Origin of the sequence: Yersinia sp. J1 (genome assembly GCF_050586585.1) — a bacterium.
Lineage (GTDB): Bacteria > Pseudomonadota > Gammaproteobacteria > Enterobacterales > Enterobacteriaceae > Yersinia > Yersinia entomophaga.
Window position 1 is genome coordinate 216,908 of record NZ_JBOBDP010000004.1, and the last position, 20,952, is coordinate 237,859.

The following is a 20,952-nucleotide window of genomic DNA, read 5'->3' on the forward strand; positions in this document are numbered from 1 at the left end:
GAGACTTTTCGTACAGAAAAAGCGGTGTAAAACAGGCAAATTATCGCGAATGGCGCATAATGCCCATAATCTCGCAAATATCGGTGTGAATGAAATTATGACCGTTGAAATAGAATTAAAATTTATCGCTACTCCAGCAGCCATTGCTGCCTTGCCGGGCCAGATTGCGTCCTGGCCACATGAACATTTCGCGCCACAAACGCTGACCAATATCTACTTTGAAACCGAAGACGGTCGCCTGCGCGAGCATGATATGGGCTTACGTATTCGCGGCTGTGATGGGCAATTTGAAATGACGATAAAAACCGGTGGCAAGGTGGTCGGCGGTTTGCATCAGCGCCCAGAATATAATGTCACTATTGATAAACCAGAGTTGGATTTGGCGCAATTTCCTGTGGAAATCTGGCCGGAAGGCTGGGATGTCACCGCGCTTCAGGCTGAACTGAAACCACTATTCCAGACCGACTTTGTGCGTGAAAAGTGGGTAGTTACTTACCAGCAAAGCCTGATTGAACTGGCTTTGGATCTGGGCAATGTTACAGCCAACGATCTCAGCGAAGCTTTGCACGAAGTGGAGCTGGAGCTAAAGCAGGGGAATCAGGCGGATCTTCTGGCGTTGGCGGCAGAACTGGCGCAAAACGGCGGTCTGCGTCAGGGGAGCCTGAGTAAAGCTGCGCGCGGCTACCATTTGGCAAAAGGCAATCCGGCGCGGGAAGTTCGTCCGTTGTTGGTGGTGCAGCCTGCGCCTAAGTCTACCGTTGAGCAGGGAATGTCTGCGGGTCTGGAAATGGCCTTGGATCACTGGCAATACCATGAAGAACTGTGGCTGCGTGGCGATGAATCAGCAAAAGCCATGATAATCGAAGCGTTAGCGATGATTCGTCAGATCATGACGGTATTTGGTGGTTTGGTGCCACGTAAAGCCAGCACTGAGCTGCGGGCACTCTTGACCGAGCTGGAACCTTTACTGGCGGCGAAAAATGCCGAGGCGGAACAATTGTGCTACAGCGCCGCTTATCTTAAATGTAAGTTGGCGCTCACATCTTGGCTGGTTAACGCTGGCTGGCGTCCGTTCCTCGATGCTAAAGGGCAGTCAAAGCTACAGGGTTCCTTTAAGCGTTTTGCCGATATTATGCTGAGTCGCAGCGCTGCAGATTTGAAAGAAGCCTTTACACATCATATGGATGACGATGGCTATCTGGCGCAGTTGCCTCGCTTGAATCGTCAGATTCTTTCTTTCCAGCTATTATCCGGTTTCTATCCGCAGAGCGAATGGCATCCATACATTGATGGATGGTTTGGTCTGCAACAGGCTATTGTTGAACGTCAGGGACACTGGCGTGATACCGCCCGTAAAGAGGCGTTGGCTCAGCCCGCTTTCTGGCTCAACGGAGCTGCGCGTTAACTGATTAACAGCCTGCTTTTTGCAGGCTGTTTTGTATAGGGATTCGAAATGTTGCCACTCTCCTCAGAATTACAGGTGCAAGCGCAAAGTATTGTACAGCGTTTTCATGAGCTTCCGATAAGCCGGACGTTAACAGAAGAAGACGTTGCAGTGCTGACGCTAAGTGATTTTGTCAGTGATATGTTGTTGATTCATCCCGAATGGTTGGATGAGCTACACCAGCAGCCGCCGCAGGCGGATGAGTGGCAACGATACCCGGATTGGCTGGGCCAGGTGCTGAGCGAAGTGCAGGATGAAGCCGCGCTGATGAAGGCACTGCGCTTATTCAGGCGGCGAATGATGGTGCGTATTGCGTGGTCGCAGGCGTTGCAGACCAGTACCACGGAAGAAACCTTGCAACAGCTGAGCGGGCTGGCGGAAAGCATTATTATTGCCAGCCGCGATTGGCTGTATCAAACCTGCTGCAAAGAATGGGGAACGCCTTGTAATAGCGAGGGAGTTCCACAACCTTTGCTGATTTTAGGGATGGGAAAGCTAGGCGGCGGAGAACTGAACTTTTCCTCTGATATCGATCTGATTTTCTCTTATCCGGAAAATGGCCATACCCAAGGTGGCCGTCGGGAGCTGGATAACGCGCAGTTCTTTACTCGTTTAGGGCAGCGGCTGATAAAGGCGTTGGATCAGCAAACCATTGATGGTTTTGTCTATCGGGTCGATATGCGGCTGCGTCCCTTTGGCGATAGCGGCCCGCTGGTGCTGAGCTTCGCCGCGCTGGAAGACTATTATCAGGAACAAGGTCGCGATTGGGAACGTTATGCGATGGTGAAGGCGCGGCTGATGGGCGGTGCGGAGGATTATTATAGCCAGGAGCTGCGTCGAACTCTGCGGCCTTTCGTATTCCGTCGCTATATAGATTTTAGCGTGATTCAATCGCTGCGTAATATGAAAGGCATGATCGCCCGCGAAGTACGACGCCGCGGCCTAAAAGACAATATAAAACTGGGCGCAGGTGGAATTCGGGAAATCGAATTTATTACGCAGGTATTCCAATTGATTCGCGGTGGCCGCGAGCCGCGTTTGCAGGAACGAGCGTTGCTGCCCACGCTACAGGCGGTAGCAGAGCTGGGATTACTCACTCAGCGGCAGGTTGACTATCTCTGCACCAGCTACCTGTTTTTACGCCGTTTAGAGAATCTTTTACAGGCGATTGGTGATGAACAAACCCAAACTTTGCCGAGTGATGGGCTGAATCAAGCGCGTCTGGCGTGGGGAATGGGGAAACGGAATTGGGCGGAGCTGACGGATACGCTGGACAATCACATGCAGTCCGTTCGTTTGGTATTTGACGATCTAATTGGCGATGATACCCCTGATGTTGGCGAAGATGCCTGCTATGTTTCGTATAACAGTCTGTGGCAGGATGCGTTGGATGAAGGTGATTTGGCGCCCTTGACTCCGCATTTAGATGAACATGCGCGCAGACACTTCCTTAGCACGCTCGCTTCTTTCCGTCATGACGTGGATAAACGCACCATTGGGCCGCGCGGTCGGGATAAGCTGGATCAACTGATGCCGCGTTTGCTGGCGGAGGTTTGTCCGCGTCGCGATGCGGATATCGCTCTAAGCCGCCTGATTCAACTGCTGTTGAGCATTGTGACCCGTACCACCTATCTGGAGCTGCTGCTGGAATACCATGCAGCGCTGACTCACGTTATTAAGCTGTGCGCCGCTTCACCGATGGTGGCCAGCCAGCTTGCGCGTTACCCGCTTTTATTGGATGAATTACTCGATCCTCATTCGCTGTATCAACCCCTTGCTCCTGGCGCTTATCGTGATGAATTGCGTCAGTATTTACTGCGGGTGCCGGAGGATGACGAGGAGCAACAACTGGAAGCGTTGCGTCAGTTTAAACAGGCGCAGCAGCTACGAATTGCTGCCGGCGATATCACTGAAGCACTGCCGGTAATGAAAGTGAGCGATCACTTAACCTATCTTGCCGAAGCCATTATTGACGCGGTGATTCAACAAGCCTGGAATCAAATGGTCAAACGCTACGGCCAGCCAACTCATTTACAAAATCGGGAAGGGCGCGGTTTTGCCGTCATTGGTTATGGCAAACTGGGCGGATGGGAACTGGGATATAGCTCTGATCTAGACTTGGTTTTCCTGCTGGACTGTCCGTTAGATGTGATGACGGACGGCGAGCGCAGTATCGATGGCCGCCAGTTCTATCTGCGTCTGGCGCAGCGCGTGATGCATCTGTTTAGCACCCGCACTTCATCGGGTATTTTATATGAAGTGGATGCACGGTTACGCCCTTCCGGTGAGTCAGGGATGCTGGTGAGCACCATTGAAGCCTTTGCAGAATATCAGCAAAGCGAAGCTTGGACCTGGGAACATCAGGCGCTGGTGCGGGCACGCATGGTGTATGGCGATGAAAGCCTGCAGCAGGAATTTGTGGCCATTCGCCAGCGTATTTTGTGTCAACCGCGTAACGATCTGACATTGCAGCAGGAAGTTCGCGAAATGCGTGAGAAAATGCGCAATCACTTAGGCAGTAAACAGCGGGATACCTTTGATATTAAAGCCGATGCGGGAGGTATTACCGATATCGAGTTTATCGCCCAGTATCTGGTATTGCGCTACGCCGCCGGTGAGCCGCGTTTAACCCGTTGGTCTGATAACGTGCGTATTTTCGAGCTGATGGCCAATTACGGCATTATGGAACAGCAGGAAGCGGTGGCGTTGACCCAAGCCTACGTCACCATGCGGGATGAGATTCACCATCTGGCTTTACAGGAGCTATCCAGCAAAGTTGCCGCCGATTGCTTTATTGCCGAGAGAGAGCAGGTGGCCGCTAGCTGGCAACATTGGCTGGGATAACTATTTCACTTTTCTTATCATTTTTATTAATTATCTATTGGAAATAGTCTGTAGGGCGAATATCGCCCCTTTTTCTGACCTGTAAATTGAAATTGGCAGTGGATGGGAAGTGGATAGCCCTTTTCATTGCGGCATGTTGCCTCTGACACCGGTTTTTTGCCATGCACTGCGCAAAAGGGGAAAAAACCGCTATTCAAATCCCTTTGCCTGTACTGAAATTCATCTACCTGAGGTAATAAGGCAAAACCGATTTTATTGGTAAACGAAAGCCTGTGATATTATCCGCCACAATATAATGACCTGTTTTGGAGCTATGGGATGAAAGTTACACTGCCCGATTTTCGCCGCGCTGGTGTACTGGTGGTTGGCGACGTGATGTTGGACCGTTATTGGTATGGGCCGACCAGTCGGATATCGCCGGAAGCACCGGTGCCAGTGGTGAAAGTGGACACTATCGAAGAGCGTCCGGGTGGTGCAGCTAACGTTGCTATGAATATCGCCTCCCTGGGTGCCGCGTCACAGTTGGTTGGCTTAACCGGCATTGATGATGCGGCGCGGGCGTTGACCAGCAAGCTGAATGAAGTCAACGTGCGCTGTGATTTTGTGTCTCTGCCAACGCATCCCACCATTACCAAGCTGCGGGTGCTTTCCCGTAACCAACAGTTGATCCGCCTTGATTTTGAAGAAGGATTTGACGGTGTCGATCCTCAGCCTATGTTTGATCGTATCCAGCAGGCATTGCCTCATATTGGCGCATTGGTGCTTTCTGACTACGCCAAAGGCGCTCTGGTTAGCGTTCAGCAGATGATAAAATTGGCGCGTGCGGCTAAGGTACCAGTGCTTATCGATCCGAAAGGCAGTGATTTTGAACGCTATCGCGGTGCAACCCTGCTGACGCCTAATCTGTCTGAATTTGAGGCGGTAGTAGGGCATTGTAAAACCGAAGATGAGTTAGTGAGTCGCGGTATGAAACTGGTTGCTGATTTCGAGCTGTCAGCGCTGCTGGTGACGCGCTCCGAGCAGGGAATGACCTTGTTGCAACTGGGGCAGCCGCCGCTGCACTTACCAACTCAGGCGCAGGAAGTGTTCGATGTAACCGGCGCGGGTGACACTGTGATTGGCGTATTGGCTTCGGCATTGGCCGCGGGTAAAACGCTGGAAGAATCTTGCTTCCTGGCGAACGCCGCCGCAGGTGTCGTGGTGGGCAAGCTGGGTACTTCAACGGTTTCTCCGATCGAACTGGAAAACGCCATCCGTGGCCGTGCCAGTACTGGTTTTGGCGTGATGACCGAAGAACAGCTTAAAACTGCGGTGGCTCAGGCGCGTCAGCGCGGCGAAAAAATCGTCATGACCAACGGGATTTTTGACATCCTGCACGCAGGTCATGTCTCTTATCTGGCTAACGCCCGTAAACTGGGCGATCGTTTGATTGTCGCGGTTAACAGTGATGCGTCCACTAAACGCCTGAAAGGAGAGAAACGTCCGGTTAACCCGTTGGATCAACGCATGATTGTGTTGGGTGCGTTGGAGTCTGTTGATTGGGTCGTTTCTTTCGAAGAAGACACGCCACAGCGCTTAATTGCTGGTGTTCTACCAGATTTACTGGTGAAGGGCGGAGACTATAAGCCTGAAGATATCGCCGGTAGCGCTGAAGTCTGGGCCGCAGGCGGTGAAGTTAAGGTACTTAACTTTGAAGACGGTGTTTCCACTACTAATATTATTCAGTCGATCAAAAACGGGCGCGGTTAACTCAATCCGCTGAATCAGGGTAAGGATGCTGCGCCATGGCCAATGGCATAAGGCGGTACGGTGAGTGGATTGAAGCAGGAGTTGGGGTTGGCGCAGGGCGTTGGTTTGTTATCTACGTCCTTGCTGGGCACCGGCGTATTTGCTGTACCGGCGTTAGCCGCCATGCTGGCGGGCGACGACAGCCTATGGGCGTGGCCACTGCTGATTGCCCTGGTGTTCCCTATTGCTATCGCCTTCGCCGCGCTGGGGCGTCATTTCCCTAGTGCTGGTGGCGCGGCTCATTTCGTCAATATGGCGTTTGGCCCACGTTTGGGTAAAGTGGCGGGCTGGCTGTTTTTATCGGTGATTCCCGTGGGGTTACCAGCGGCATTGCAGATTGCCGCTGGCTTCTGGCAGGCCATCTTTGGCTGGAGTGCTACCGGCTTGCTGATAGTGCAACTGGCTACTTTACTGGTGATTTGGCTACTGGGCACCCGTAGCGCAGGTTCCAGCGCCAATATTCAAACTCTGATTGCCCTGTTGATTATCGCTCTGGTTGCGGCGATTTGGTGGCGGGGGGATATCAGCCCCGCTCAGATTCCCTGGCCAGCGATTACCGATGTTTCTCCTCCTAATATATTCAATGCATTAGCGGTAATGTTCTGGTGTTTTGTCGGTCTGGAAGCCTTTGCGCATCTGGCGACAGAATTCCGCCATCCTAAACGGGATTTTCCTCGCGCCTTGCTGATCGGCATGTTGGTGGCCGGTGCGGTTTACTGGGGTTGTACCGTTGCCGTACTCCATTTCCATGCCTATGGCACAGAGCAGGCCGCGGCCGCATCTCTACCGGGCATAGTGGTGCAACTTTTTGGTCAGCGCGCACTTTGGGTCGCTTGTATTATTGGCTATCTGGCGTGCTTCGCCAGTGTGAATATTTATACCCAGAGTTTTGCTCGCATGGTGTGGTCACAGGCTGTCAGTCGCCCAGAAAGCCCTTTGGCTCGCTTATCCGCTGGCCAAACGCCGGTCAATGCCCTTAGCGCCGTAGTGGGTTGCTGTCTGGCTGCTACGTTGCTGACTTATTGGTTTTCTCTGCCGCTGGATATGCTGATCGTCTACGCCAACGGTATTTTCGTGCTGATTTATTTGCTGTGTATGTTGGCGGGTATTCGCTTGTTGAAAGGGCGTTCACGCTGGATGGCGATGATTGGCAGCCTGCTGTGCTGCATATTGCTGTTGATGATTGGGTGGAAGAGTTTATACGCTCTGGTTATGTTTGCGGGACTTTGGCTCATTTTGCCAAAAACAACCATATCAACGGTTGATCGCTGACTCATCGGCTAACATTAAGATGTTTTTTATCAACGAAAAAAGGGGCATTCTAGCCCCTTTAAGCTGAACGCTGGAAATAATTACTCGCTGGTTTTCTCGGCTTCGTCCTGCGCAGCAACTGGCGCCGCGTTAAATTTGGCTTCCAGCTCGCTCATCCGCTGTTCCAACATTGCCAGTTTTTCGCGGGTGCGCAGTAACACCTGCGTTTGCACGTCGAAATCTTCACGATTAACCAAATCCAAACGAGTCAGTTGCGATTGCAGCACCTGGCGGATTTTCTTTTCGACGTCATCCCCGAACTCGCGGATACCTTTCGGCATGGATTCATGCACCTGGCGGGCGATTTGTTCAATTTTTTTCGGGTCAATCATGGTATTTCCCTAATTTGATGTTTAGTGATTGCCTAATAGTGTAATGCCTGGCGTCAATTCTATAAACCTTTGTGACCAGGGTTTAATTCTGCATTTTGCCAATTGCCCGGACGAATCATTAGCGTTATAGTCTTTACGCTTATTCTCAGGGCGGGGTGAAAGTCCCCACCGGCGGTAAACCATAGTTAGGTACTTTTGTATCGCGTTGTGGAAGCCCGCGAGCGCTCACATTGAGTGGTTAATTTCATTCAGCGTAGAGGTCAGCAGATCCGGTGTAATTCCGGGGCCGACGGTTATAGTCCGGATGGGAGAGAGTAACGGTATCTGCCGGGCATACTGCCCGCTTGCGTTATTTTTGCCGTATATTTGGCGAACACTCCTCAAGACCGCCCTGATTCTGGTAATCCATAATTTAATGAGGTTTTTTACCATGAATCAGACCCTTCTATCAGATTTTGGCACGCCTTTCGAGCGTGTAGAGCGTGCATTGGACGCCTTGCGTAATGGCAAAGGTGTGATGGTGCTAGACGACGAAAACCGCGAAAACGAAGGCGATCTTGTCTTCGCCGCAGAAACCATGACCGTAGAACAAATGGCTCTGACAATTCGTCACGGCAGTGGGATTGTGTGTCTGTGTATCACCGAAGAACGTCGTCAGCAGCTTGAGTTGCCAATGATGGTGACCAACAACTCCAGCCAGTTCCAGACCGCATTCACCGTGACTATTGAAGCCGCTAAAGGCGTTACTACGGGCGTATCTGCCGCTGACCGCTTGACCACCATTCGTGCGGCCATTGCGGATAACGCGGCACCTGCGGATCTTAGCCGTCCAGGCCACGTTTTCCCACTGCGCGGTCAACCGGGTGGCGTACTGACTCGTCGTGGTCATACCGAAGCATCCATTGACTTGGCAACGCTGGCCGGTTTTAAACCCGCAGGCGTACTGTGCGAATTGACCAATGACGATGGCAGCATGGCGCATGCGCCAGAAGTGATTGCCTTTGCTAAACAGCATGATATGCCAGTAGTCACTATTGATGACCTGGCGGAATACCGCTTGGCTCATGCACAGAAAGCCAGCTGAGTTTGGTTAGCAGCATTCTGAATGCTGTCTGATTTAACTGACTGAGTTAACCGGGTTTTATTTTCCTTAACAGGTAAAATAGCCCGGTTTTTTCATTTCTGTTTCCGCTGTGGATTCCCGCTTTGTCTTCCCTCGCTATACATTCAAATTTCTTGACTATCTTCTTCATGGTTATCCGGCTGTGCAATGAAAAGAAAGCGCGTAATGTAGTTGCAAGGTCTGGCGACCAACCTGTAGCTAGAGCCTGATAATTTCATTTAACTGTAAGGATTTCCTATGAACACCTCTCGTATGCCTGCACTGTTTCTCGGCCACGGTAGCCCGATGAACGTGCTGGAAGAAAACAGTCATACCTTGGCATGGCGTGCGTTGGGTAAGGCGATTCCTAGGCCGAAAGCGATTTTGGCTATTTCCGCCCACTGGTATACCCGTGGAACTGCGGTAACAGCAATGGGAAAACCGCGGACTATTCACGATTTTGGCGGATTTCCACAGGCTTTGTTTGATACTCAGTATCCGGCTCCCGGTTCGCCTGAGCTTGCAGAGCAAATTCAGCAACTGCTGAAACCTGCTGAAGTGATGGCCGATACCCGCGAATGGGGTTTGGATCACGGAGCTTGGGGAGTGTTAATTAAAATGTACCCTGACGCCGATATTCCGGTGGTGCAACTCAGTGTTGATGGTACCCAGCCAGCGGCTTATCACTATGAATTAGGGCGTAAGCTGGCGGTGCTACGTGAGCAGGGTGTGCTGATTGTGGCCAGTGGTAACGTGGTTCATAACCTGAGAATGGTTAACTGGAAGGGAGAGGCTAGCCCTTATCCGTGGGCCGAATCTTTTGAACAGTACGTCAGGGATAACCTTGATTATCAGGGGGATAACCATCCACTGGTCCATTTTATGGATCATGAGGGCGCGGCGCTGTCAAACCCGACTCCGGAACACTTCCTGCCGCTGCTGTATATTTTGGGAGCCTGGGACGGAAAAGAAGCTATTTCTCTACCGACCGAAGGAATCGAAATGGGATCGCTGAGTATGCTGTCGGTTCGTTTAGGCTAATGATTTGATTGATATAAGTGGTTTTATAAATATAAGAAGGGAAGGCGATTGCCTTCCCTTTTGCACATCATAGTTGGGGATTAGCCAAAAATAATATGTGGGTAGAATCGAGACAGATCCTGCGTGATCAATTCGCGATCTTCGCGCAGACCAATACCGCAGGGCTGATCGTTGATCAACCAGCTGCCAATCAGCGTGTAGCTATCGCCAAAGCGTGGCAACGGATGGAATTGCTGTACGATCATGCCTTCTTCACCGTAAGGGCCATCCACGCGGGCCACTTCTTTGCCATTTTCCACGATCTGGATATTGGCACCTTCCCGTGAGAACAAAGGCTTGGTCACATAGTGATCCAACGGCGGATGGTCGTCTTCGGCAAAGTATGCTGGCAGTAGATTTGGGTGATTAGGGAACATCTCCCACAGCAGCGGCAGCAGTGCTTTGTTGGAAATAATGCTTTTCCACGCCGGTTCCAGCCAGCGAACGCCCGCGTCTTCCAGCTTGGTGGAGAACATTTCGCGGAACATGAATTCCCATGGATAGAGCTTGAACAAATTACTGATAACCTGGTTATCCAGATCGGTAAATTGCCCTTTTTCACCCAGGCCGATTTCTTCCATAAACAGGAATTCGGTTGGTAATCCGGCCTCAAGAGCACAATCTTGTAGATATTGCACCGTACCGCGATCTTCTTCGGTGTCCTGACAGCAGGCCAGATGCAACAGGCTAAAACCGTGGTTTTCCCGCAGTTCAGTAAAGCGTTCGATTAGCTTTTCCTGCAGGCTGTTGAACTGATCTGCATCGCCGCTCAGATTGCCAGCGTTGATCTGATCTTCCAGCCACAGCCATTGGAAGAATGCCGCTTCATACAGTGACGTTGGCGTATCTGCGTTATTTTCCAGTAACTTGGCCGGACTTTTACCGTCGTAGGCTAAATCAAGGCGGGAATAGAGAGAAGGCTGGTTGGTGCGCCACGAAGTGCGGACGAAATCCCAAACATGTTTAGGAATGCGGAATTTTGCCATCAGCTCATCGCTATTAATGACCTTTTCTACCACCTGCAGGCACATTTGATGCAATTCTGCCGTGGTATCTTCCAGCTCTTCAATCTGCGCCAGCGTAAATTCGTAGTAGGCATCCTCACACCAGTACGGCTCGCCATACATGGTGTGAAATTTAAAGCCAAACTCGGTCGCCTTTTCGCGCCAGTCTGGACGCTCGGTAATCGGTAAACGTTTCATTAATCAGACCTTAGCCACCCATACTGCGCGAGCTGGAATTGGATGATGAAGCATTGCTGCGCTGCATAGAGGTCTGTTTGGCTACTGATTCACCGAAGCCACCGCGAGTGATAGTGTTGGTTACCGCAGGTTTTGGTGCCAGCGCGGTTTTAGGCACGGTCATGGTACGACCGGTGGTAGCAGGGCCGTAGTTTTTACCGGTTGCGTCAACAAATTTGCCGTTAGCCGGGCTGCCTGCTGATTTAGAGGTAAACAGTGGTTGGCTTGCGCCGCCGCCCATCATTCGGCCCATCATGTAACCGGCCATCAGAGGCATCCACATACTGCCGCTCTGCTGTGGCTGCGCCGTTGCGCCAGCTTCTGCGGGTGCTGAAGTCGGAGCCATACCGGCCTGAGCCGGTGCCTGAGTACACTGAGACTCACCAAATTCAGCCACACAGTCTGCACGCGTTGCATATTTAGGCGCGGTTTTAGCCGCTTCCTGCAAGGCATTATTGTAAGACGCAGTGCATTCGGCGCTTTTAGATGGATTTGCCTGTGAGCAGTCGTCTGCATTCTGGTACAGAGAGACGGTTTCATCGGTTTTTTCGCAACCGGCAAGCATAAATACGGCACTGACCGCCAACGCGACAGGCGCTAAGCGATAGTTACGCCAGGATTTACGGAATGTCTCTTGATTGATGTTTTTAGTCCGTTTCATCGTCATTGGTCCTGTGTCCGGGCTTTTTGCCCTTTATCCCATTTATAGTCATATAGCGTGGCCATAAGAATAGGGGAAAGATGTATAAAATTAAAGCGCAGGGGGAGGTCAGCGGCATACTTTACATTGCTATACGAAATGCTGCGGGCTAGCTCTCTTTTTTCATCGATGAAAAATGCTTGTCCCTAAAGTGGAGGAAATCATGAGAAAAGTAATAATCGGGCGTATACAATGCTACGCCCGAAGAATGTCGGCCTTGGGGAAAGGCCGACGTCAGAATCAGTTGCGGAATGGATTACCAGAACTGCGGGTTGTCGCCGCCGCTGGCTGAGTCACCGGCACAGTTTGAGACGCGGTCTGTGCGTAGCTGCCCGCAGGTTGCTGTTTACCCTCGGGCGCCACAGCGTCTGGTGCAGTTGGAACCGGCTTATCCAATACTGCGTTCAGCGACATCAAATCGTTCTGATTCAGAGTACCCAGAGCAGATTTAATGTTTAACTGATTGATCAGATAGTCATAACGGGCATTGGCTAACTGCTGTTTTGCATTGTACAACGTGGTGGTTGCAGTCAACACATCCAGAATGGTACGAGTTCCTACCTGATAACCGGCTTCAATGGCATCCAATGAACTTTGGGCTGAAATCACAACCTGTTTGTAGGCATTGATGCTGCTGATTGATGCCGAAATGTTGTTAAACGAGGAACGAACGTTCTGCACGACGCCACGGTGTGCGCTTTCCAACTGCTCGCTGGCGCCAACAAAGTTGAACTGCGCCTGTTTAACCGCCGAGTTGGTTGCTCCGCCGCTGTATAATGGCAGGCTAAGCTGCACGCCGATTTTGTTCTGACCAGCGTCATTATTGATTTGCTGCGAACTGGCGCTACCGCTGTAACGGGTATTAGTAATTGATGAAGAAGCGGTCAGATCAATCGTTGGCATATAGCCAGTTTCGGCCGCTTTAATCTGCTCACGAGCCAAATCCTGATTTAAGCGAGCAGTCAGCAACGCCAGGTTGCGTTTTTCTGCTTCTTTCAACAGGTTATTGACTGCGTCTGGTTTATCGGTTTTCAAACGTTCAACGTTCAGAGAGGCCAGTTCCGGGTAGTAAACGCCGGTGACCTGACGCAGAACTTCCAGTGCGTTATCCAGATTATTACGCGCCGTCACTTCATCGGCCAGCACAGTGTCATAGCTGGCGCGGGCGTTTTGTACGTCGGTGATTGGATCCAGACCGACGTTAAAACGCTGAGTGGTTTGATCCAACTGACGGTATACCGATTCTTTCTGCGCCTGAACGTAAGACAGAGAGTCAATCGCTCTCAGTACGTTGAAATAGGCGGTAGCGGTGGTCAGGATTAACGATTGTTCGCTGGTCTGGAACGAAACGTCCTGAATACCGGCAGCTTTTTCTTGTAAGGTCAGCGCGCGCCATTTTGACATATCGAAAATGGTTTGGGTCAGTTGCAGCGATCCTGAGGTGGAATTGCTGTCTACGCCATTGTTATCGCGGAAACCGTTGGTATAGGTATAACCTGCGCCTAAACCGAGCTGTGGTAACAGCGGGCTGCGAGATTGATTGATTTTTTCGAATGCAGCATCACGGTCAGCGGCAGATTTACGTAAGTCGGGATTGCTGTCCCGCGCTTGTTTATAAACTTGCAGCAGGTTCTCTGCCTGGCTCATGGTACTGAAACCGGCAAGGCTCAGTCCGATAAGAAGGGGGAGCAGTTTCTTCATTTGCATTCCTTGTTGTGCAGCAGTTGTGCGCAAAATGTTGCCATGGTATCTGACGATAGACGAATTGTTGCCGATTCTATCAGAGTCTGCCAATGGGATAAGGTGGCTGATTGTGCCATCTTGCCTTTATTTACCTAAATCTAACACAAACTTAAACCAGTATTCTTCCAACCATTCCCATAAGGCCGCCACGCTTGCTATTTTAAACTCAGACAGCATAGCTAGCCCGCCGCGTATCATTTTTTATTCGCGAAGACTTTTACTTTTTATATCAGTAAAACGAGTGTCATAAAAAATTAGTATATCGGCACAATACTCAGGTAGGAGAAAAGTATATGTCATTGCCCCAAGAGTCACCGGTAACTTTGAATAAGAATGATGTGGAAATTATTGCACGTGAGTCACTTTACAGCGGTTTTTTTTCATTGAATCTGTATCGCTTCCGTCATCGCCTATTCAACGGTGAAATGAGTGGTGAGGTAAAAAGGGAGATTTTTGAGCGCGGCCATGCGGCGGTTTTGCTTCCTTATGATCCGATCCGGGACGAAGTGGTGCTGGTGGAGCAACTGCGTATCGCAGCTATTGATTCCAGTGAGTCTCCTTGGCTACTGGAGATGGTCGCTGGCATGATCGAGCCGGGGGAGAGTGTGGAAGAGGTCGCCCGCCGCGAAGCGCAGGAAGAGGCAGGTATCATCGTTGGGCGCTGTAAACCGGTATTGAGTTATCTGGCCAGCCCCGGTGGTACCAGCGAGCGTTTATCGATTATGGTCGGTGAAGTGGATGCCACCACGGCCTCCGGTATTCACGGTCTGGAAGAAGAGAATGAAGATATTCGCGTCCACGTGGTTAGCCGCGAGCAGGCCTACCGCTGGGTGGAAGAAGGCGTTATCGATAACGCCGCTTCGGTCATTGCATTACAATGGCTGGCGTTGCACCATCAGTTGCTGAGAAAAGAGTGGGAAAAATAATGTCTAAACGCTATACGCCTGATTTTCCTGAAATGATGCGGGTGTGCGAAACTAATTACGCACAATTGCGTCGTTTAACGCCGCGCACTGACGAAGTGAATGAAAGCATGGCTTATCAGGTCAATAGCATCTGTTATCGATTAACTATCTTGGAATCGACTCGCTACACTACGGTGGTTGAGATTGTGCAGACTGCGCCAGTCGTCGGCCATTGGGGGCTGCCTTCGATGTCGGTACGCCTTTACCATGATGCCAGGGTAGCGGAAGTGTGTGCCAGTCAGCAGATCTCCCGGTTCAAAGCAAGTTATGATTATCCGAATAAAAAGTTGCATCAACGGGACGAAAAGCATCAAATTAACCAGTTTCTTGCTGACTGGTTGCGCTATTGCTTGGCGCATGGAGCTGTGGCGGTTCCGGTTTGTTAGACAGACTTAAAACAAGGATACCAATTGGAAAGCCTGTTTGAACTGCCTATGGCGAGTGGGGCCAGGGTCAGAATATTACAAATAACAGATACCCACCTTTTTGCCGGTGAGGATGAAACCTTGCTGGGTGTCAATACCGGACGCAGCTATCGGGCGGTATTGGATGCAATTATTGCCGAAAAGTACTCCTACGATCTGATCGTTGCGACCGGCGATCTGGCGCAGGATCAGTCTATAGCGGCTTATCAGCATTTTGCGCAGGGTATTGCCCGTTTGTCTGCGCCATGCCTTTGGTTGCCGGGAAATCATGATTTCCAGCCGGCAATGGTAGATGTGCTGGCCGCGGCAAATATTGCGCCATCAAAACAGGCGTTTGTAGGCGATAACTGGCAGATTCTCTTATTGGACAGCCAGGTTTTTGGTGTGCCTTACGGTGAATTAAGCGAACATCAGCTAGAGTGGATGGAACGCTGCTTACAGGCTCATCCAGAACGCTACACTTTGATTTTGCTACATCACCATCCGATGCCGTCAGGTTGTACCTGGTTGGATCAACACAGTCTGCGCAACGCTCATATGCTGGCCGATGTATTGATTCGCTATCCGCGCGTCACTACGCTGCTGTGCGGACATATTCATCAGGAATTGGATCTTGATTGGTATGGCAAGCGGCTGCTGGCCAGCCCGTCAACCTGCGTGCAATTCAAACCGCACTGTACTAACTTTACTCTGGATACCGTAGCGCCGGGATGGCGTTACCTCGATTTATTGCCGGGCGGTACGCTGGAAACGGAAGTACGCCGCCTGGACAGTGACGAGTTCAACCCCAATATGGATGCGGACGGCTATTGATGAATACTCTTCTTTATCTGCATGGTTTCAACAGCTCTCCGCAGTCGGCGAAAGCCACCGCGTTCAAAAGCTGGCTGCAGGAAAATCATCCGCACATTGACATGTTGGTACCGCAGTTGCCGCCGTTTCCGGCAGAGGCGGCGGAAATGCTGGAAGATATCATTATGAGCAAGGCCGGGCAGAATCTGGGCATTGTCGGCTCCTCGCTGGGTGGATATTTTGCCACCTGGCTTTCCCAGTGTTTCAGCATTCCGGCGGTGGTAGTCAACCCGGCGGTACGTCCTTTCGAGCTGTTGATTGATTATCTGGGGCAAAATCAGAACCCCTACACGGGTCAGCAATATGTGTTAGAGTCTCGTCACGTTTATGACCTGAAAGTCATGCAAATAGATCCGTTGGAATCGCCTGATTTACTCTGGCTATTGCAACAAACCGGGGACGAAATCCTCGATTATCGACAGGCGGTTGCTTATTACACCTCTTGTCGACAAACGGTAGAATCAGGTGGAAATCATGCCTTTGTAGGCTTTGAACACTATTTCTCACCGATTGTGAATTTTTTAGGGCTAACGACTGCCTGATACAGCGTGACGTTATCGCCGCCAGATGCGGTGAGTGTAATCACTCACCCGGCTGTCACCGCTAGCCCTCCAACCCTTAGCCGAACATTAATCAAACCATGACTCAATCCAGCTATAACGCTGATGCCATTGAAGTACTCAGCGGTCTAGAACCAGTACGTCGTCGTCCAGGTATGTATACCGACACTACGCGCCCAAACCACCTCGGCCAAGAGGTGATAGATAACAGTGTTGATGAAGCGCTAGCCGGACACGCTCGCCGTATTGATGTGATTCTGCACGCCGATCAGTCTCTGGAAGTGATTGATGATGGCCGCGGGATGCCAGTGGATATTCACCCGGAAGAAGGCGTACCGGCCATTGAGCTGATTCTCTGTCGTCTGCACGCCGGGGGGAAATTCTCTAATAAGAGCTACCAATTCTCCGGCGGTTTGCACGGCGTGGGGATTTCAGTGGTTAACGCCTTGTCTCGTCGAGTGGAAGTGACGGTTCGCCGGGACGGCCAGATTTACAGCATGGCGTTTGAAAACGGGGATAAAGTGCAGGATTTGCAGGTGATTGGTACTTGCGGTAAGCGAAACACCGGCACCAGCGTGCATTTCTGGCCTGATGAATCGTTTTTCGATAGCCCGCGTTTCTCCGTTTCCCGTTTGTCACATTTGCTGAAAGCAAAAGCGGTACTGTGTCCGGGCGTGGAAATCGTCTTTAAAGACATGGTGAATAACACCGAACAACGCTGGTGTTATGCCGATGGCCTGACCGATTATCTGATGGAAGCGGTCAACGGCCTGATTACTTTGCCGGAAGTGCCGTTTGTCGGTTCTTCCGCTGGGGATACCGAAGCTATTGACTGGGCGCTGTTATGGCTACCGGAAGGTGGCGATCTGCTGACAGAAAGCTACGTTAACCTGATTCCTACCATGCAAGGCGGTACTCACGTCAATGGCCTGCGCCAAGGCTTGCTGGACGCCATGCGTGAGTTCTGCGAATACCGCAATATTTTGCCGCGCGGCGTGAAGCTGTCCGCCGACGATATCTGGGAACGCTGCGCCTACGTGCTTTCTGTCAAAATGCAGGATCCGCAGTTTGCCGGTCAGACCAAAGAGCGCCTGTCCTCTCGTCAGTGCGCGGCCTATGTATCTGGCGTGGTGAAAGATGCCTTCAGCCTGTGGCTAAACCAGAACGTTCAGGCGGCTGAGCAACTGGCCGAGCTGGCTATTTCCAGCGCGCAGCGCCGGATGCGCGCGGCGAAAAAAGTGGTACGTAAAAAGCTGACCAGCGGCCCGGCTTTACCCGGCAAACTGGCAGACTGTACCTCGCAGGATCTCAGCATGACCGAACTGTTTCTCGTAGAAGGTGATTCCGCAGGCGGATCGGCGAAACAGGCGCGAGATCGTGAATATCAGGCCATCATGCCGCTCAAAGGTAAGATCCTGAATACTTGGGAAGTGTCCTCGGATGAGGTACTGGCTTCACAGGAAGTGCATGATATTTCAGTCGCGATCGGTATCGATCCTGATAGCGAAGATCTGAGCCAACTACGTTACGGCAAGATCTGCATTCTGGCGGATGCGGACTCCGATGGTCTACATATCGCCACTTTGCTGTGCGCGCTGTTTGTACGCCACTTCAGCTCGCTGGTGCGCGGTGGCCATGTCTATGTGGCCATGCCGCCGCTGTACCGTATCGATTTGGGTAAAGAAGTGTTCTATGCGCTTGATGAAGAAGAAAAAACTGGCGTATTGGAGCAGTTGAAGCGTAAACGTGGTAAACCTAACGTTCAGCGCTTTAAAGGATTGGGTGAAATGAACCCGCTACAGCTGCGTGAAACGACGCTCGATCCTAATACTCGCCGTTTGGTGCAGCTGACCGTTGACGATACCGATATCGATAAGACGATGGCGGTGATGGATATGCTGCTGGCGAAGAAGCGTTCCGAAGATCGCCGTAATTGGCTACAAGAGAAGGGAGATACCGCCGAGATCGAAGTGTAATTCTTTTTTTGCGGATCTTTGCGTTAAACCGCGCCCGGCTGCATTCATGCAGATCCGGGCGTGGTCGTTTATGACCGCTAACCGCAGCTTCATTTCTACAAGTTTTTGCGGTTAAATAGCTTAAATCTTTGCCTGGATGTCAATAATGAAAATCACCTTAGAAGAACTTCAAGCTTTTATCTCGGTGGTGGACAGCGGTTCGATCACGGCGGCGGCGGAACAACGCAATCAAACCACATCGGGTATTAGCCGGGCGCTGAGCCGTCTGGAGCAAAAACTGGAAACCACCTTGCTGCGGCGTACCACGCGTCGGCTGGAGTTAACCGAGGAAGGAGAGCTGTTTTTGGCTCACGCTCGGCAGATTATTGGCGCGGTGGATGATGCCGAAGAACAAATCGCACTGCGACGGCTGAAACCAGCCGGGAGACTGCGAGTCAACGCCGCGGTGCCTTTTATGCAGCATGTGATCGTGCCGATGATTGGCGGTTTTCGCGAGTTATATCCGCAGATCGATCTGGAGTTGAATACCGACGATCTGAATATCGATCTGCTGGAGCAGCGGACGGATGTTGCCATTCGTATTGGCGCTCTGCGCGACTCGACGATTCATGCCCGCTTATTGGGTTCCAGCCGTCTGCGGATTCTGGCTAGCCCGGAATATATTCAGCGCCACGGTGCGCCAGAAACGATAGAAGCACTGGCTGAGCACAGCTTATTAGGATTTACTCAACCGGAATTTCTGAATCAGTGGGCGTTACCTTATTTGCCCGGCGGTCGCTCATCGATTACGCCTTGCTTGGCGGCATCCAGTGGGGAAACTTTGCGCCATTTGGCACTGAATGGACAAGGAATCGTCGAGTTATCCGATTTTATGACGCGGGAAGATCAGTTGGAAGGACGCTTGGTGCAGGTGCTGGCGGAGCAAACGCTGGAAGCCTGGCAACCGATCAATGCGGTTTATTATCGTAATACGCAGTTGGCTGCGCGGATCACCTGCTTTCTGGATTACGTGAGCGAGCAGATTCGTTTGCAGGGTAGCCATTGGCTCAAAGCGGAAAAATAGTCGTAGATTGGGAAATCCGGCTACCCGATGAGGGCGGATAGCCGGTAGACACATTAGACTTTTTCGCTTTCATTCTGCTGGGATGTTGATCGCTTTTACTGACTTCAGTCACAGAGTGGAATAAGTGCCTAAAGATTCGTTCGTTTGTCTTATTGCTCCACTATGCAATCTATCAATATGTAATCTATTGGGTGTTATTGACTTTCAAGCGACTGACATAAAAGCTATCGATATAAATACATCAGGCTTTGGCTGGCAGGGCGTGATCAATAATATTGATAACTACGTCCAATACATCGTCTTTCACTCGTTCCTGATGCCGCTTCATATGCGGCATGACGAGATGTTGTTCCAGATGTTGCACGCTGGCCCACTGTTCCCACATAAAAATGAAATCAGGCGCTTGGCGCTGCCAGGCTAACTGAGTTGGCACATCAACCATGGGGACATACCCGCCGCAGCCTTGCTCTGCCAGTACGTCCGGCAGCAGTTGGGCGAAGGAATCCAGTACCGCCTGACGGCGGCCCGGTTTAACCTGAATTTCTGCGAAAACGCTAATCATAACCACTCCAAATCGGGCTGGATTTTAGGCGAACAGCGTTGATAAATGCTGGCGATAACGTGCAATATCACCTGCGATGTCCGGCTGTTTAATCACGTCGTTGCACATAAAGGTTGGCAGAGGTTCCATGCCAAGGAATTGATTCGCTTTATGAACGGGCAGGTAAACGCCGTCCACGCCAACGCCGTGGAAGAACTGATTTGGATCGGTAAAGGCTTCTGCCGGTGCATTCCAGGTCACGGAAAGCATGTAAGTTTTACCTTGAAGCAGGCCGCCAGATCCGTATTTCTTGCTGTTTTCCGAACGGCTACGACCATCGCTTTGATACAAACGGCCATGACCTTCGGTAAAGATTTCGTCGATATACTTTTTCAGAATCCAAGGCGGCCCCATCCACCAACCCGGCATCTGATAGATAACCGTATCGGCCCAGAGGAAATTCTGAATTTCAGATTCAATATCATAGCCTTGATCAACAACCGTGACCTTAACCTGATGACCGATTTCTTGCAGACACTCGGTCGCAACCTTGGTCAGCGTATCGTTCAATGCCCCTTTTGAGTGGGCAAATTCTTTCTTTGCATTAATAATCAGTATGTTACTCATGGCATACTCCGGGTAGCGTGAAGACAACCAGTGAAAACAACATGCTGTATACAGCGTGACTATTATTTCTGGCCTATCTCGATTGCAGCGTATGCTAATGATTGCATTCGCATAGAAAAATAGGCTTTTAGGCAGAACAGTTTTGACTGCGAAGCAACAAAGCGGGGATATTCATCCTAACTGTCGCTTTTAGCGACAAAAGCGCCAGACAGCAAAATTCGTGGCCTGCGGCGAAAATAGGCAGATTTGCCCGCGTAGATTGCTTTGGATTTGTGACAGTTACCCCGCAGATGAGTTACTATCGCGAGCAGAAATCTATAATGAACTTCCGGTGATGATTGGCTGTAAGCCACGATCT

Annotated in this window: 18 protein-coding genes and 1 riboswitch; of the genes, 12 read left to right on the forward strand and 6 right to left on the reverse strand. The window is 51.0% G+C overall.

Going from position 1 to position 20,952, the window contains the following annotated elements:
- Positions 1-97 precede the first annotated feature (97 nt).
- From ACQ4OC_RS09460 to yjeH, 4 genes are all read left to right on the forward strand, one after another.
- The gene (locus ACQ4OC_RS09460) at positions 98-1,405 is read left to right on the forward strand and encodes an inorganic triphosphatase (protein ID WP_064518378.1); all 1,308 of its coding nucleotides are present in this window, start codon (positions 98-100) and stop codon (positions 1,403-1,405) included.
- 48 nt (positions 1,406-1,453) lie between these two features.
- On the forward strand, positions 1,454-4,288 hold the full coding sequence (glnE, locus tag ACQ4OC_RS09465; RefSeq protein ID WP_430971123.1) for a bifunctional [glutamate--ammonia ligase]-adenylyl-L-tyrosine phosphorylase/[glutamate--ammonia-ligase] adenylyltransferase: 2,835 nt from the start codon (positions 1,454-1,456) through the stop codon (positions 4,286-4,288).
- Between the two features lie 318 nt (positions 4,289-4,606).
- Positions 4,607-6,037 carry a bifunctional D-glycero-beta-D-manno-heptose-7-phosphate kinase/D-glycero-beta-D-manno-heptose 1-phosphate adenylyltransferase HldE gene (gene hldE, locus ACQ4OC_RS09470; RefSeq protein ID WP_064515184.1) on the forward strand — a complete coding sequence of 477 codons (1,431 nt, stop codon included), beginning with the start codon at positions 4,607-4,609 and terminating at the stop codon, positions 6,035-6,037.
- A gap of 60 nt (positions 6,038-6,097) precedes the next feature.
- The gene (yjeH, locus tag ACQ4OC_RS09475; protein WP_064515183.1) at positions 6,098-7,348 is read left to right on the forward strand and encodes an L-methionine/branched-chain amino acid transporter; all 1,251 of its coding nucleotides are present in this window, start codon (positions 6,098-6,100) and stop codon (positions 7,346-7,348) included.
- An 80-nt stretch (positions 7,349-7,428) separates the two neighbouring features.
- On the opposite strand, the gene ubiK is transcribed toward yjeH, so the two are convergent.
- On the reverse strand, positions 7,429-7,719 hold the full coding sequence (gene ubiK / locus ACQ4OC_RS09480) for a ubiquinone biosynthesis accessory factor UbiK (RefSeq protein WP_430971124.1): 291 nt from the start codon (positions 7,717-7,719) through the stop codon (positions 7,429-7,431).
- 137 nt (positions 7,720-7,856) lie between these two features.
- Positions 7,857-8,039: riboswitch (FMN riboswitch) on the forward strand.
- 110 nt (positions 8,040-8,149) lie between these two features.
- Between ubiK and ribB the strand changes: the two genes are divergently transcribed.
- Together ribB and ygiD are read left to right on the forward strand one after the other, a co-directional pair.
- Positions 8,150-8,803, forward strand: coding sequence for a 3,4-dihydroxy-2-butanone-4-phosphate synthase (gene ribB, locus ACQ4OC_RS09485; RefSeq protein ID WP_064515179.1), 654 nt, complete (start codon positions 8,150-8,152; stop codon positions 8,801-8,803).
- A gap of 276 nt (positions 8,804-9,079) precedes the next feature.
- Positions 9,080-9,862 carry a 4,5-DOPA dioxygenase extradiol gene (gene ygiD / locus ACQ4OC_RS09490; RefSeq protein ID WP_064515177.1) on the forward strand — a complete coding sequence of 261 codons (783 nt, stop codon included), beginning with the start codon at positions 9,080-9,082 and terminating at the stop codon, positions 9,860-9,862.
- 80 nt (positions 9,863-9,942) lie between these two features.
- On the opposite strand, the gene ACQ4OC_RS09495 is transcribed toward ygiD, so the two are convergent.
- The 3 genes from ACQ4OC_RS09495 to tolC all read right to left on the reverse strand — a co-directional run bounded on the left by ACQ4OC_RS09495 (position 9,943) and on the right by tolC (position 13,543).
- Positions 9,943-11,103 carry a glutathionylspermidine synthase family protein gene (locus ACQ4OC_RS09495; RefSeq protein WP_064515174.1) on the reverse strand — a complete coding sequence of 387 codons (1,161 nt, stop codon included), beginning with the start codon at positions 11,101-11,103 and terminating at the stop codon, positions 9,943-9,945.
- A gap of 10 nt (positions 11,104-11,113) precedes the next feature.
- Positions 11,114-11,803 carry a DUF1190 family protein gene (locus ACQ4OC_RS09500; RefSeq protein ID WP_064515172.1) on the reverse strand — a complete coding sequence of 230 codons (690 nt, stop codon included), beginning with the start codon at positions 11,801-11,803 and terminating at the stop codon, positions 11,114-11,116.
- Positions 11,804-12,082: 279 nt separating this feature from the next.
- Entirely contained in the window at positions 12,083-13,543 is a 1,461-nt protein-coding gene (gene tolC / locus ACQ4OC_RS09505; protein ID WP_120805757.1) for an outer membrane channel protein TolC, read from the reverse strand.
- Between the two features lie 335 nt (positions 13,544-13,878).
- Between tolC and nudF the strand changes: the two genes are divergently transcribed.
- The 6 genes from nudF to ACQ4OC_RS09535 all read left to right on the forward strand — a co-directional run bounded on the left by nudF (position 13,879) and on the right by ACQ4OC_RS09535 (position 19,426).
- Positions 13,879-14,511: an ADP-ribose diphosphatase gene (gene nudF / locus ACQ4OC_RS09510; protein WP_064515168.1), complete on the forward strand. Its 633-nt coding sequence runs from the start codon at positions 13,879-13,881 to the stop codon at positions 14,509-14,511.
- Positions 14,511-14,936, forward strand: a complete 426-nt coding sequence (locus tag ACQ4OC_RS09515; RefSeq protein ID WP_064515167.1) for a DUF1249 family protein — start codon at positions 14,511-14,513, stop codon at positions 14,934-14,936. Before nudF ends, ACQ4OC_RS09515 begins: the two co-directional genes overlap by 1 nt.
- Positions 14,937-14,960: 24 nt before the next feature.
- Positions 14,961-15,788 (forward strand): 3',5'-cyclic-AMP phosphodiesterase, encoded by an 828-nt coding sequence (gene cpdA / locus ACQ4OC_RS09520; RefSeq protein WP_064515165.1) that lies wholly within the window; start codon positions 14,961-14,963, stop codon positions 15,786-15,788.
- Positions 15,788-16,369: an esterase YqiA gene (gene yqiA, locus ACQ4OC_RS09525; protein ID WP_064515163.1), complete on the forward strand. Its 582-nt coding sequence runs from the start codon at positions 15,788-15,790 to the stop codon at positions 16,367-16,369. Before cpdA ends, yqiA begins: the two co-directional genes overlap by 1 nt.
- Before the next feature lie 98 nt (positions 16,370-16,467).
- A complete protein-coding gene (gene parE / locus ACQ4OC_RS09530) occupies positions 16,468-18,363 on the forward strand; it encodes a DNA topoisomerase IV subunit B (RefSeq protein ID WP_064515162.1) in 1,896 nt (631 codons plus the stop codon).
- Between the two features lie 145 nt (positions 18,364-18,508).
- Entirely contained in the window at positions 18,509-19,426 is a 918-nt protein-coding gene (locus ACQ4OC_RS09535) for a LysR substrate-binding domain-containing protein (protein WP_064515160.1), read from the forward strand.
- A 241-nt stretch (positions 19,427-19,667) separates the two neighbouring features.
- Here the strand turns inward: ACQ4OC_RS09535 and ACQ4OC_RS09540 are convergent, their stop codons facing one another.
- The gene (locus ACQ4OC_RS09540; protein WP_430971125.1) at positions 19,668-19,988 is read right to left on the reverse strand and encodes a putative quinol monooxygenase; all 321 of its coding nucleotides are present in this window, start codon (positions 19,986-19,988) and stop codon (positions 19,668-19,670) included.
- 24 nt (positions 19,989-20,012) lie between these two features.
- On the reverse strand, positions 20,013-20,594 hold the full coding sequence (locus tag ACQ4OC_RS09545) for an NAD(P)H-dependent oxidoreductase (protein WP_064515156.1): 582 nt from the start codon (positions 20,592-20,594) through the stop codon (positions 20,013-20,015).
- Positions 20,595-20,952 lie beyond the last annotated feature (358 nt).

What these genes read in the sequence shown, in the direction of transcription:
- ribB (WP_064515179.1), top strand. Translation starts at nt 8,150, where the DNA reads ATGAATCAGACCCTTCTATCAGATTTTGGCACGCCTTTCGAGCGTGTA.
- ACQ4OC_RS09460 (WP_064518378.1), top strand. Translation starts at nt 98, where the DNA reads ATGACCGTTGAAATAGAATTAAAATTTATCGCTACTCCAGCAGCCATT.
- ubiK (WP_430971124.1), bottom strand. Translation starts at nt 7,719, where the DNA reads ATGATTGACCCGAAAAAAATTGAACAAATCGCCCGCCAGGTGCATGAA.
- ACQ4OC_RS09535 (WP_064515160.1), top strand. Translation starts at nt 18,509, where the DNA reads ATGAAAATCACCTTAGAAGAACTTCAAGCTTTTATCTCGGTGGTGGAC.
- nudF (WP_064515168.1), top strand. Translation starts at nt 13,879, where the DNA reads ATGTCATTGCCCCAAGAGTCACCGGTAACTTTGAATAAGAATGATGTG.
- ygiD (WP_064515177.1), top strand. Translation starts at nt 9,080, where the DNA reads ATGAACACCTCTCGTATGCCTGCACTGTTTCTCGGCCACGGTAGCCCG.
- tolC (WP_120805757.1), bottom strand. Translation starts at nt 13,543, where the DNA reads ATGAAGAAACTGCTCCCCCTTCTTATCGGACTGAGCCTTGCCGGTTTC.
- ACQ4OC_RS09500 (WP_064515172.1), bottom strand. Translation starts at nt 11,803, where the DNA reads ATGAAACGGACTAAAAACATCAATCAAGAGACATTCCGTAAATCCTGG.
- ACQ4OC_RS09495 (WP_064515174.1), bottom strand. Translation starts at nt 11,103, where the DNA reads ATGAAACGTTTACCGATTACCGAGCGTCCAGACTGGCGCGAAAAGGCG.
- hldE (WP_064515184.1), top strand. Translation starts at nt 4,607, where the DNA reads ATGAAAGTTACACTGCCCGATTTTCGCCGCGCTGGTGTACTGGTGGTT.
- ACQ4OC_RS09540 (WP_430971125.1), bottom strand. Translation starts at nt 19,988, where the DNA reads ATGATTAGCGTTTTCGCAGAAATTCAGGTTAAACCGGGCCGCCGTCAG.
- parE (WP_064515162.1), top strand. Translation starts at nt 16,468, where the DNA reads ATGACTCAATCCAGCTATAACGCTGATGCCATTGAAGTACTCAGCGGT.
- yqiA (WP_064515163.1), top strand. Translation starts at nt 15,788, where the DNA reads ATGAATACTCTTCTTTATCTGCATGGTTTCAACAGCTCTCCGCAGTCG.
- ACQ4OC_RS09545 (WP_064515156.1), bottom strand. Translation starts at nt 20,594, where the DNA reads ATGAGTAACATACTGATTATTAATGCAAAGAAAGAATTTGCCCACTCA.
- ACQ4OC_RS09515 (WP_064515167.1), top strand. Translation starts at nt 14,511, where the DNA reads ATGTCTAAACGCTATACGCCTGATTTTCCTGAAATGATGCGGGTGTGC.
- glnE (WP_430971123.1), top strand. Translation starts at nt 1,454, where the DNA reads ATGTTGCCACTCTCCTCAGAATTACAGGTGCAAGCGCAAAGTATTGTA.